At 30.1% G+C, this 12,335-nt stretch carries 14 protein-coding genes; 4 read left to right on the top strand and 10 right to left on the bottom strand.

Annotation, left to right across the window (positions count from 1 at the left end):
* Window positions 1-83 precede the first annotated feature (83 nt).
* From ELQ06_RS02045 to ELQ06_RS01990, 10 genes are all read right to left on the bottom strand, one after another.
* On the bottom strand, window positions 84-1,874 hold the full coding sequence (locus ELQ06_RS02045; RefSeq protein WP_052797771.1) for an aminopeptidase P family protein: 1,791 nt from the start codon (window positions 1,872-1,874) through the stop codon (window positions 84-86).
* Window positions 1,875-1,889: 15 nt separating this feature from the next.
* A complete protein-coding gene (locus ELQ06_RS08895; protein WP_052797770.1) occupies window positions 1,890-2,330 on the bottom strand; it encodes a hypothetical protein in 441 nt (146 codons plus the stop codon).
* 516 nt (window positions 2,331-2,846) lie between these two features.
* Window positions 2,847-3,023, bottom strand: coding sequence for a hypothetical protein (locus tag ELQ06_RS08890; protein WP_230095730.1), 177 nt, complete (start codon window positions 3,021-3,023; stop codon window positions 2,847-2,849).
* Window positions 3,024-3,390: 367 nt separating this feature from the next.
* Window positions 3,391-3,939, bottom strand: coding sequence for a hypothetical protein (locus tag ELQ06_RS02020; RefSeq protein ID WP_052797769.1), 549 nt, complete (start codon window positions 3,937-3,939; stop codon window positions 3,391-3,393).
* Entirely contained in the window at window positions 3,932-5,038 is a 1,107-nt protein-coding gene (locus ELQ06_RS02015) for a hypothetical protein (protein ID WP_079460103.1), read from the bottom strand. The genes ELQ06_RS02020 and ELQ06_RS02015 overlap by 8 nt, the downstream gene beginning before the upstream one ends.
* The gene (gene era / locus ELQ06_RS02010; RefSeq protein ID WP_052782007.1) at window positions 5,025-5,900 is read right to left on the bottom strand and encodes a GTPase Era; all 876 of its coding nucleotides are present in this window, start codon (window positions 5,898-5,900) and stop codon (window positions 5,025-5,027) included. The genes ELQ06_RS02015 and era overlap by 14 nt, the downstream gene beginning before the upstream one ends.
* Window positions 5,897-7,216: an HslU--HslV peptidase ATPase subunit gene (gene hslU, locus ELQ06_RS02005; RefSeq protein ID WP_052797767.1), complete on the bottom strand. Its 1,320-nt coding sequence runs from the start codon at window positions 7,214-7,216 to the stop codon at window positions 5,897-5,899. The genes era and hslU overlap by 4 nt, the downstream gene beginning before the upstream one ends.
* Complete coding sequence (gene hslV, locus ELQ06_RS02000; protein WP_002776411.1) at window positions 7,213-7,755, bottom strand: ATP-dependent protease subunit HslV; 543 nt, start codon at window positions 7,753-7,755, stop codon at window positions 7,213-7,215. The genes hslU and hslV overlap by 4 nt, the downstream gene beginning before the upstream one ends.
* Window positions 7,755-8,198: a 50S ribosomal protein L9 gene (gene rplI, locus ELQ06_RS01995; RefSeq protein WP_002781628.1), complete on the bottom strand. Its 444-nt coding sequence runs from the start codon at window positions 8,196-8,198 to the stop codon at window positions 7,755-7,757. Before rplI ends, hslV begins: the two co-directional genes overlap by 1 nt.
* 12 nt (window positions 8,199-8,210) lie before the next feature.
* The gene (locus ELQ06_RS01990) at window positions 8,211-9,431 is read right to left on the bottom strand and encodes an argininosuccinate synthase (protein ID WP_052794056.1); all 1,221 of its coding nucleotides are present in this window, start codon (window positions 9,429-9,431) and stop codon (window positions 8,211-8,213) included.
* Window positions 9,432-9,585: 154 nt separating this feature from the next.
* Here ELQ06_RS01990 and ELQ06_RS01985 point away from each other — a divergent pair, with 154 nt between their 5' ends.
* Genes ELQ06_RS01985 through ELQ06_RS01970 form a run of 4 tightly spaced genes read left to right on the top strand, consistent with a single transcriptional unit; the run spans window position 9,586 to window position 12,206 of the window.
* Window positions 9,586-9,831, top strand: a complete 246-nt coding sequence (locus tag ELQ06_RS01985; RefSeq protein ID WP_002864726.1) for an RNA-binding S4 domain-containing protein — start codon at window positions 9,586-9,588, stop codon at window positions 9,829-9,831.
* Entirely contained in the window at window positions 9,828-10,235 is a 408-nt protein-coding gene (gene tsaE / locus ELQ06_RS01980; protein ID WP_052797766.1) for a tRNA (adenosine(37)-N6)-threonylcarbamoyltransferase complex ATPase subunit type 1 TsaE, read from the top strand. The genes ELQ06_RS01985 and tsaE overlap by 4 nt, the downstream gene beginning before the upstream one ends.
* Entirely contained in the window at window positions 10,228-10,956 is a 729-nt protein-coding gene (gene lptB / locus ELQ06_RS01975; RefSeq protein WP_044261312.1) for an LPS export ABC transporter ATP-binding protein, read from the top strand. The genes tsaE and lptB overlap by 8 nt, the downstream gene beginning before the upstream one ends.
* Window positions 10,956-12,206, top strand: a complete 1,251-nt coding sequence (locus ELQ06_RS01970; protein WP_052794054.1) for an RNA polymerase factor sigma-54 — start codon at window positions 10,956-10,958, stop codon at window positions 12,204-12,206. The genes lptB and ELQ06_RS01970 overlap by 1 nt, the downstream gene beginning before the upstream one ends.
* Window positions 12,207-12,335 lie beyond the last annotated feature (129 nt).

Genomic DNA, 12,335 nt, shown 5'->3' with positions numbered 1-12,335 from the left:
TTTAGCATTTGGTTTAAAAACCTTGTATTAAATAAATTATAAGTTTAATACAAGGAAAATTTATCTATATTAACAAAAATATCTTAAAAGATGGCTTTTGTTCTTTTTTCAAGCCAAACTAGAGCTTTTGGAAAATCACCTAGCTTAGGAGAAAGTTTTTCAAATACTTCTTTGTGGTAATTGTTTAACCACTCTTTTTCTTTTTCATCTAACATTTTTGTATCAATACAAGATATTTCAAAAGGACAAAGAGTAACAGGTTTAAAGTATAAAAACTCTCCAAAATCTTTATTTTTGGGATTTTCTACTTTGGTATGAATAACTAAATTTTCAAGTCTTATACCCCATTTGCCTACTTTATAAATGCCTGGCTCTATGGAGGTTAGCATACCTTCTTTGGCTTTTGTTTTTTCAAGCACAGGAGATAGATAAGATAAAACTTGTGGACCTTCATGGACATTTAAAAAATATCCCACGCCATGTCCTGTGCCGTGTATATAGTCAATTTGTTCTTTCCATAAAGGTACGCGTGTGATTGCATCAAGTAAGGGCATAGCTATATCTTTTGGAAAAATTGCACTAGAAATGGCAATGTGTGCTTTTAAAACCAAGGTATAGTCATGAATTTGTTCTGCATTAGCCTTTCCTATTGGTACAACGCGTGTAATATCTGTTGTGCCGTTTTTATATTGTCCACCAGAATCAATAAGTAAAAGCCCATCTTTTTTAAGATAAGCAAAACTCTCTTTTGTGGCTTTATAATGTGGATATGCTGCGTTTTCGTTAAAGCCTGCTATAGTGGCAAAACTATCACTTATGTAGTACTTGCTTTGTGCTCTAAATTCGCTCGCTTTAGTATCTATGTCCAATTCGCTTATTAATTCTTTATTTTCTATCGCTTCTTCAAGCCAAGCAAAAAATTTACATAAAGCCACTCCATCTTCTATCATAGCATCTTGTATATGCGCTATTTCTTTTGTATTTTTAGCTGCTTTTAAATGAGTGCTTGGATTAATTTCTTGAATGATTTTTACGCTTTTGTCTAAAGAATTCATGAGTAAAGCGGTCATTTTTGAAGGTTCAATAAGCAAATTTGTATTTGCAAGTTTTTCAAGCTCCATGATGATTTCATCATAATTTTTAAGCCAAAACCCATCTAAATTTAATTTTTTTTCAAGTTCTGAATTTACTTTTTTCTGATCAACAAAAAGCAAAACTTTGTCTTCCAAGATTAGCAAATGACTTAAAAATACAGGATTGTAATTTACATCATTCCCCCTTAAATTTGTAAGCCAAGCTATATCATCAAGGCTGGAGATTAAATGAGAAGTAGCATTTAAATTTTTCATTTTTTGACGCACTAATGCTAATTTTTCTTTTCTTGAGTAAGAGCAGTATTCTAGTTCGTGTTCATAAATTTTTTCTTGTGGTAAAGTGGGACGATCTTTCCAAAGTGGACTTATCAAATCTATATGTTTTAAATTTGCCTTGCAATTAATCTGTAAATCTTTTTGCAAAGATAAAGGTAAAAGTGCAAAATCGATGCCTAAAATCTGATCTTCGCTTAAATTTTTTTCCAACCATTTGGTAAAAGTATTTTTAGCATCTTGCTTTTGTAAAAGTATGCCACTACCTTCTAATTCCTTTTGTGCTTGAAGCCAATATCTTCCATCTACCCACAAAAAGCCCTTTTCTTGTGTGATAAGAACTGTTCCAACAGAACCCTTAAAGCCACTGATAAAGACTCTGTTTTTGTAATATTCTGGTAAATATTCGCTCAAATGCGGATCCGCGCTTAAGATGAGATAGGCGTCAATATTATTTTCTTTCATTAATCTTCTAAGTTCTAATACTCTTTGTTTGTAAATACTCATATTTTCTCCTTAATATTAATTTTTTAGTATTTTATTGATAGGTTTTTTGAGTATAAGTAAAATTATAACAGCACCAAGTAATATCCACATACATTGGTAAAATAAATTTGGCAAATAAGCTATATTTTCTTCACTTGCTTTATCACCTATGAATCCAGCTAAAGCATTGCCTAATGCACTTGCTACAAACCAAAGTCCCATGACTTGATTTTTGATTAAATCAGGGGCGACCTTAGTCATTATAGAGAGTCCAATAGGAGACACGCATAGTTCCCCAAGTGTTAAAAAGAATATACTTATGATAATCCAAGCCATGGATATTGGTAAACCATTGTTATTTATTAGATTTTGTAAAGCAAAGGTTATCATCATAAAACCAATACCGGCAAATAATATTCCTAAAATAAATTTTCTAATGGAAGAAAAATATATATTTTTTTCTCTAAAAATATCCAAATATAACTTGCTATAGGAGCAAGTATGATGATAAAAATTGGATTAAAAGATTGAAACTAGTTTGTTGGAATTTTCCAATCAAAAATATTTCTATTTGTAAAATCTTGCGCAAAAAGATTATAAGCGGTAGGGTTTTTGTTTAAAAGTACTCCAAAAAAGTGGCTGCAAAGAATAAAACAATTAAAATTATTAATTGTTGTTTCTCTCTTTTATTTAAGGCTTTAAAAACAAAAAGATATATGAAATAAATTACCAAACATAGTAAAATTACAATTAGAAGTTTTTTTGATAGTATTATATGGGATTAATATTTACAAGATTAATAAACATTAGAAAAAATCCAATAATACTTAACAAGTTTATACTTAGTATAAGAGTTAAATTTTTACTTTTTTAAATGGTTGTTCCCAGTTTTGCTTTAAGGTACAATTTTTATGAAATTCTTCAAGCTCAAGGGCAACTTTAAAATATAAAATAAGCAAAGAGATTAGCATGCCTAAATCTCCTAGCCAAATCCTAAATGATAAATTCCATTTTGCTTGAACAAAACCACATATAAAGAGGAGTAATAAATGTTCCAGTGTTAATTCCTATATAAAAAATCGTATAGCCAGTATTGCATCTTGTATTATTTTGTTTATATAACATTCCAACTGTTACAGAAGCGCTAGTTTTAAAAAATCCAGTACCAATAACGATAAAAGCAAGCCCTAGAAAATATAGATGTGCTTAAAATAGATAAGGCTATGCTAATATGTCCTAAAGCTATAATAAAAGAACCTGGAAATAAAGCCTTTTTTGCCCTGAATAATTATCAGTAATCCAGCCTCCAGGAAGCGTGCTGTTAAATACAAGCTCCTGCAAAAATACCATAAAAGCAAATCTTTCTCAAAGTTCTACCATTGATAAAGAGAATAAGGGCTTGCGATGACCTAGGAAATTTGTATCGAGTTTTTGTATTTTTTGTTTAGTCACTTCCCAATACCTTTCTTTTTTTATGCTTAAAATATTTTAACTAATAGTAATAAAAAAATAATTAAATTATAATATTTTAATATTATTATAAATTAACAAATTTGAACATTAAATCAAGCTTTAATTTTAAACCCTGTGTGTTGTATAGTTTTATTTTATCAATTTTTAAAGCTATAGGAAGATTTTCTAAATTTTGTATAAAATTGAGTAAGTCTTTAAAGTTGCCATTTAAACTTAGAAAAACATAATTATAGTGGATAAAATTTTTGTTTTCTTGGGAAAATTTTATTTCATTAATGGTTAAATTTTTGGATAAATTATTGATTTTTTTATTGAAAAAATCTTTATCATAAAAAAATAAATGCAATTTTTCTTTATAGTATTTTAATTTTTCTTCCTCTGTTTTTATCTGTTTTGTTAGCTTTGTCTCTATTTCTTTAAGATGTGAATTTTCTATTTTTGCTTCATTTAACGTAAGGTAATTATGTTCTACTAATGTTTTTTGAAAAATATCTTCCAAAAAGTGATCGTGAATTTTAAAAGCTAAAAACAAAGCACAAAGGCAGATAAAAGAAATAAAAAGAAATTTTTCCCTAGGATTTAAATTTTGCAAAAATACTTCTATTTTATTCATGTATGACTTCTAATATGATATTAAATGTTTCTTCATTTTTATCAAGAATTTTAAAAGCAGAATTTAGATTTTTTAATGCTCTTTTAAAGTGGTTTTCATCGATAAAAGAAAGAATGATTTTTGTTTGTTCAAATTCAAGATTTGTGATTTTGAGTTCATTGGAGTTAAGCCATGATATGATTTGATTTAGAATGATTGCCTTATTTTTGTCTAAATTGATTTCTTTTGTTATAGTGGATAAAATATGAAATTGTTGTTGTGTAGATGATATTTTATTAGAAAGAGTAAAGTTTAAATCTTGTATGTTTGTTAATAATTTTTGCTTATCTTGTTTTAGTTTAGAAATTTCTTCTTGTATGATAAAATTTTTATTTTGAATTTCCTTATTTTGTTTGTATTCTATAAAATCTTTAAATAATAAAATCATCATACTAAGGCTAAAGCTAAAAATAAATATTAATATAATTTTAAAAGAAATAGATATTTTTATTTTATTATGCTTGATAAAATTACAATTTTGATTTAGATGTTTTATACTATATGAACTTAATTTCAATAAACTATTTTTATTAAGAATATCATTTAGATTTAAACATTTTATTTGAGATGAGAAGTAATGTTTGATTGTATCTAAATCCTGATAAAGCAGCAATTTGCTTTCATAGTGTTTTATAAGTTCTATAAATCGATTTTGTTTAAAAAATAAATCCATATTGCTTGGGTTGAAATTTTCGATTTTTTTAAGATTGGTAAATTTTCCCTCTTGGTAAAAATATAAATATATAGTTTGATCATATAAATTTAAAACACAATAATTACTTTCCTCAATAAATCTTTCATCAAACAAAGCTTGAAAAATTAAAGGTTCAGGAAAGCAAAAACGATTTTTTTTCAATTTGTAAACAGGTGCTAAAAAACAATGATAAATTTCATTATGTTTAAAAAAAGCTATTTGATAGTCAAAGGGTTTGCTTAGCTTAAAATCTGTGGTTAAATTGTTAAAAAGTTCGTCTTCTTTGGATATTCCTGTTCTTTGAGCATAAAGCAAATCTGTAGATTTTATAAAATTTATTTTATTTAATGAATTAATTTTCATCATTTAAAAGTTTTTTTAAAAATTCTTCATCTTTTTGCCAGTTTTTTTTCACTGTTACGAAAAGCTTTAAAAGTACTTTTTTTTGTGCAAGTTTTGAAATTTTAAAGCGTGCATCTTTGCCTATTCTTTTTAAAGTTGCCCCTTCTTTTCCTATAAGCATACCCTTGTGAGAGTTTGTATCTGTGATGATATTGGCTTCTAGGATTAAAAGATTAGGCGTGTCTTTGGTGCGATTGATAAGCACTTCGCTACTATAAGGAAGCTCATCGCTTAAATTTTCATAAATACTTTCAAGTATGAAATCTCTATAAAGTTCTTTTTCGCTACTCGCACTTAAAAATTCAGGATCATAAAAATACTCATGTTCATCAAGGTATTTTACTATCTCATCTAATAAACCTTTTTTATAGCTTTTTTTCTTGGAGGAATAAGGAATGATAGCCTTAAAATATTCGCTAAATTTTGCATATTCGCTAAGTTTTTTTAAGAGCGTAGCATTGTCGGTTAAATCTACTTTATTTAAAGCGATGATATGTGGTACTTGTGGGTTTAGACTAAGAAAATTTTCATAGTCTTTTGTGCTATCAAAAACACTTGCTACAAATAAAATCATATCACAATCCCCCATGGATTTAATAGCACTTTGGACAAGCAGTTGATTAAGCGTAGCACCGCTTTCGTGAAGTCCTGGGGTATCGATAAAAATGATTTGATTTTTTTCATGCATCACTATGGCTTTGATTTTACGCCTTGTGGCATTTTGTTTGTGAGAAACTAGGGCGATTTTTTCTTCTAATAAGGAATTGATTAAAGTACTTTTTCCTGCATTAGTACGCCCTATGATGCTAACAAAGCCACTTTTCACAAAATATACCTTGCAAGATCTTTATTTTCTATGATATCTCCGAGTTTTTCTTCTACCATTTTTTTATCTACTACGAATTTTTTACCCGCATACTCATCAGCTTCAAAGCTTAAATCTTCAAGTAATTTTTCTATCACAGTATGTAAGCGTCTAGCACCTATATCTTGCATTTCTTCATTGGCTCTTGAAGCTATTTTTGCTATTTCTTTGATTGCCTCATCATCAAATTCAAGTTCTAAATTTTCAGTTTTTAAAAGCTGAGAGTATTGTTTTAAAAGTGAATTTTTAGGGCGTGTTAAAATTTCATAAAGAGCTTTATCATCAAGACTATCTAATTCCACTCTTAAAGGAAAGCGTCCTTGTAGTTCAGGGATAAGATCGCTTGGTTTGCTAAGATGAAAAGCCCCTGCAGCGATAAAAAGAATATGATCGGTTTTTAAAGTACCTATTTTTGTTTGTACATTTGATCCCTCGACTATAGGAAGTAAGTCTCTTTGTACCCCTTCTTTACTTGGATCTTGGCGGTTTGAATTTCCGCTTGAAACAGCGATTTTATCGATTTCATCAATAAAAATAATCCCTTCATTTTCCGCCCTTTTTAAGGCTTCGCTTTTGATGCTTTCTTGATCTAGGATTTTTTCTCCTGCCTCATTTTTTAAAGCATTTTTAGCGTCTTTGATTTTCATTTCTTTTTTGACTTTTTTACTGCCAACGCCTATAACCTTAACTATATCTTGCATTGCACCCATTTCAGGAGGTAGGTTGGGATTGGTATCAAACATATTTTGTGAAATTTCTATCTCTATAGTGCTTTCATCAAGATCGCCATTTCTTAGTTTAGTTCTCATTTTTTCAAGACTGTTTTTATATTCTTCTTGTTTTTCATCGCTGATACCCTTTGGTAAAGGTGGTAAAAGTTTTTCTAAAATTTTATTTTCTATAAATTCATCGATTTTATCTTTGTTTTTTTCTCTTTGCTCATTTTTTACCAAATTTAAAGCCGCATTGGCAAGATCTCTTACCATGCTTTCTACATCACGACCTACAAAACCTACTTCAGTATATTTACTTGCTTCGATTTTGATGAAAGGAAAGCCCATCATTTTAGCTAAACGCCTAGCGATTTCTGTTTTTCCAACACCTGTAGAACCTATCATCAAGATATTTTTTGGCACTATATCATCTTGCAACTCAGGGCTAAGTTGCATTCTGCGGTAGCGATTTCTTAAAGCTATGGCTATGATTTTTTTAGCTTTTTTTTGTCCTATAATATAATCATCTAAAAATTTAACAATTTCTTTTGGAGTTAGATTCATTTCTCATCCTCGATTACATAAGTTTTGATATTGGTATTAGTATAAATGCAAATTTCACCTGCGATTTGAAGGCTTGATTTTACAAGTTCTTCTTCATCTAAATTGGCATGTTTTGCTAAGGCTCTAGCAGCTGAAAGCGCATAGTTTCCACCACTTCCTATAGCTGCGATTTGTCCATCTTCAGGTTCAACCACATCGCCTGTACCAGAAAGTAGAAAAATGTGATTTCTATCAAGTACGAGCATCATGGCTTCAAGTTTTCTTAGGTATTTGTCTTTTCTCCATTCTTTAGAAAAGTCAATCGCTGCTTTTAAAAGATCGCCTTTAGAACTTTGAAGGAGATTTTCAAACATATCAAAAAGATTAAAAGCATCAGCTGTTGATCCTGCAAAACCTGCTAAAACTTTGCCATTGTTGAGTTTTCTAATCTTTACAGCATTGCCTTTTAGCACCGTATTTCCAAAGCTTACTTGTCCATCTCCGCCAATTACAGATTTATTTTTACCTTTGTAAGCTAAAATCGTTGTTGCGTGAAACATTATTCTGCCTTTATATTTATGTTAAATTTAGCATGGATTGCGTGTCCAAGTTTTACGCTTACTTCGTGTATTCCTAAGCTTTTTAAGGTGTCGCATTCTAAACTTTTTTTATCGATTTCTATATGGCTTTGTTCTTTTAGGGCGTGAGCGATTTCATCTTTGGTTACGCCACCAAACAAACTTCCATTTGCACCTACGGGTTTTGAAATTTCAAGAGTGATTTTGCTAAGTTCTTCTTTGAGTTTTTCTAAATTTGCGATTTCAAAGCGTAAATTTTCAGCCTCTTTTTTCTTATCGCTTTCGTATTTTCTTAAAACTTCATTAGTAGCTGCTTTAGCAAAGCCTTTAGCGATTAAGAAATTTTGTCCGTAGCCGTCTTTTACTTCTTTTATTTCTCCTGCTTTTCCAAGTGCTTTTACATCTTTGATTAATAATACTTTCATTTTATTCCTTTATTAAAATTTTCTTCCATTTTTTCCTGCGATGATAAAACGCAAAGCATTAAGCTTGATAAAGCCTGCTGCATCTTTTTGATTATACACTTCATCTTCTTCAAAAGTACAATAAGCTGCGTTAAACAAGCTATCGTTCGCACTTTCGCGTCCTATAACCATCACATTGCCTTTATAAAGCTCGAGTTTTACTCTGCCATTGGCGTGAATTTGAGACTCATCGATTAAGGCTTGAAGCATCATTCTTTCAGGCGAGAACCAATAGCCATTGTAAATTAAACTTGCGTATTTTGGCATGAGTTCATCTTTTAAGTGTGCTGCTTCTCTATCAAGCGTGATGCTTTCAAGCGCTCTGTGTGCTTTTAAAAGTATAGTACCGCCTGGAGTTTCGTAACAACCACGGCTTTTCATACCTACATAGCGATTTTCTACTATATCAAGGCGTCCTACACCGTGTTTGCAGCCTAGTTCATTAAGTTTGGTTAAAAGTCCTGCAGGACTTAGTTTTTCTCCATTTATCGCTACTAAATCTCCTTTTTGGAAATCAAGTTCTATAATTTCACTTTCATTTGGAGCATCTTTTGGGCTTTTACTCCATCTCCACATATCTTCTTCAGGTGCGTGTGCAGGATCTTCTAAGACAAGTCCTTCGTAAGAAATATGAAGTAAATTTGCGTCCATAGAATAAGGAGATTTTCCTTTTTTCTTAGAAATATCAATACCGTGTTTTTGTGCATAAGCAAGGAGCTTTTCGCGACTGTTTAAATCCCACTCACGCCATGGAGCGATGATTTTTAAATCGGGATTAAAAGCAAGATAGCCAAGTTCAAAACGCACTTGATCATTTCCTTTACCTGTGGCACCATGACTTACTGCATCAGCACCTGTTTGCAGGGCGATTTGTGCTTGAGTTTTTGCTATAAGTGGTCTTGCTATACTTGTTCCTAAAAGATATTCTCCTTCATAAATCGCATTGGCTCTAAACATAGGAAATACATAATCTTTAACAAATTCATCTCTTAAATCTTTAATGAAAATATTTTCTTCTTTTATGCCTAAAGAAAGGGCTTTTTTTCTTGCAGGTTCGAGTTCTTCACCTTGACCAATATCTGCTGTAAAAGTTACAACTTCACAATTATACTCATCTTGAAGCCATTTTAAAATAATGCTCGTATCAAGCCCCCCAGAATACGCTAAAACTACTTTTTTTACTTCATTTTTCATAAGATATCCTTTGTTAAAATAGATTTGAAAATTGTAAAATTGTATCCAAATTTCATTAAAGAAAAGTTTTTACTTGCTATTTTCTTAAAAAATAAAGCAAAGGCGTAAGCAAATTTTGTTCCAAAAATTGATTTTTTTTGCTAAAATTGCTTTTATGAGAGTAGATAAATTTTTAAATGTAGTTAATATCACGAAAAGAAGAGCTATTTCTGAAGATATGTGTAAAAGTGGTGTAGTGGGGATTAATGGTGTTATTGTTAAAGCGAGTAAAGAGGTTAAGGTGGGTGATATTATCACTTTACATTTTACTGAATACACTCAAAAATATAAAGTGCTAGCTCTACCTAGTACGAAAAGTATTCCTAAAAACGCACAAAATGAATATGTGGTAAAATTATGAAAGAATTTATTTTAGCAAAAGATGAGATCAAAACGATGCTTCAAATAATGCCTAAAGAAGGTGTTGTTTTACTTCAAGGAGATTTAGCTAGTGGAAAAACAAGCTTAGTGCAAGCTTGGGTTAAATTTCTTGGTCTTGATGCAAGGGTGGATTCTCCAACTTTTTCCACTATGCAAAAATATGAAAATCATGATATTTGCATTTATCATTATGATATTTATCAAGAAGGTTTAGAAGGACTTTTAGCAAATGGTTTATTTGAAAATTTTTTTGAAAAAGGTTTACATTTGGTTGAATGGGGCGGTGAAAATTTGAAAAAAACTTTAATGAAATTTGGAATTTCTGCTATCCAGATTAAAATTAGCATTAAAGATGACAAAAGAAAGTATGAAATTTATGAGTAAATTAGAAATTATAAATTTAGAAAAAATTATTAAAAAAACTAAGATTATACATGGAATTTCTTTAGAGGTTAATAGCGGAGAAGTTGTAGGACTTTTAGGGCCAAATGGTGCAGGAAAAACGACAACTTTTTATATGATATGTGGACTTATTTCCCCAAGTAGTGGAAAAGTTCTTTTAGACGGTTTAGATGTAACAAAAGATCCTTTAAACAAAAGAGCTAGATCAGGGATAGGTTATTTACCTCAAGAAAGTAGTATTTTTAAGGATTTAAGTGTAGAAGATAACCTGCTTTTAGCGGCTCAGATTTTTTATAAAGATAAAAAAATTTTACATGATAAAGTTGAGCAAATGCTTGAACTCTTAAGTATAGAGCCTATTCGTTTAAGGAAAGGTTTAAGTTTAAGTGGAGGTGAAAGAAGGCGTTGTGAGATCGCTAGAAGCTTGATGTGTGAACCTAAGTTTTTGCTTCTTGATGAGCCTTTTGCAGGTGTTGATCCTATAGCAGTGGCTGAAATTCAAACTTTAATTAAAGAGCTTAAAAGATTGGGGATTGGGGTTTTAATTACCGATCATAATGTGCGTGAGACTTTGGCTATTTGTGATAGAGCTTATGTTATAAGATCAGGTTCTTTACTTGCTAGTGGGAATGCTGATGAAATTGCAACCAATAAAGATGTGAAAAAGTATTATTTAGGAGCGGAGTTTAAACTCCTTGATTGATGTTAAAGCAAAAAATCACCCAAGCACCCAAGACTAAAATTTCTCAAACTTTACGCTCTTGGTTGCCGATTTTACAAGCAAACATAGAAGATTTAAAAGAAAATTTAGATAAATTTGCTGAGGATAATCCTTTCTTAAATGTTCAAGATTCGATACAAACTCATGATAAGGGTAAGAATTATTTTGATTCATTTTATAAACATAATGTAAATTCGGCTTTTGTGGATAGTAAAGGACTTGCCAAAAAAAGTGTTTATGAGCTTTTAAATGAACAGATTCTTCCTCCTTTGTTTCCTACAAACAAATCTCAAGAACTTGCAAAAAAAATTATAGAATGCTTAAATGAGGAAGGATATTTTGAATACGATGAAGAATTTTTAAAAGAGTATTCCTTAGAAGAAATTGAGCGAGTAAGAGCAAGATTTAAATTTTTAGATCCTGTAGGAGTGGGAGCTAAAGATTATAAAGAAGCATTTTTATTTGCTCTTGAAAATATGGAATTAGATGAAGATATTGATGAGTTTTGTAGAATGTTGATTATGGATTTTGAAAATATACAAAACTATACCAAAGAGCCTTTATATAAAGAAGCATTAGCTGTACTTAAGCGTTTTAGCACTCCCCCTTTTTTGGAATATTTTGAAGATTCTCGTACAATTGTTCCTGATATTTTTGTTTATAAAGAAAATGGTGAAATTAAAGTAAAAATCAATGATGATTATTATCCCGAAATTTCAATCCAAACTGATGGTTTAGAGCATGATTTTTTAAGTCATTACATCAAAGAAGCAAAAAATTTAGTCGATGCTCTAGCGATGAGAAAAGCTACTCTTTATAAAATAGGGCTTATGATAGTAGAATATCAATATGATTTTTTCATGGGAAAAGAGATAAAACCCATGACTTTTAAGGATTTAGCACTTGATTTAGAACGCAATGCTTCGACTGTATCAAGAGCTGTGGCAAATAAATATTTAAGTTGTGAAAGAGGACTTATTCCTTTGCGTGATTTTTTTGCTTTTGCTCTTGATGAAGAGGGAGAGACTTCAAATGTAGGTGTTAAAGAATTTGTGGCAAATTTAGTAAAGAATGAAGATCGCAATAAACCTTTAAGTGATAGTAAAATTTTAGAATTAATCAAAGAAGAATTTAAAGTCGATATAGGACGAAGAACTATTACAAAATATCGCAAACATCTTAATATAGCAAGTTCTACAGATAGAAAAAAATTATATGAACTTGAAGGATAAAATTCTATCAATCTATCAAATCCATTACACTTTTGTTTTATATTTAAATTTAATTTAAATAATATAAAAAATTATTGTTTTATTTTTTAGAAATATTATTCTTTAATTTAAAAATGTGATACAATAATA

This window comes from Campylobacter sp. CH246 (genome assembly GCF_004378835.1).
Lineage (GTDB): Bacteria > Campylobacterota > Campylobacteria > Campylobacterales > Campylobacteraceae > Campylobacter_D > Campylobacter_D jejuni.
This window is presented reverse-complemented; position numbering and strand designations above follow the sequence as displayed.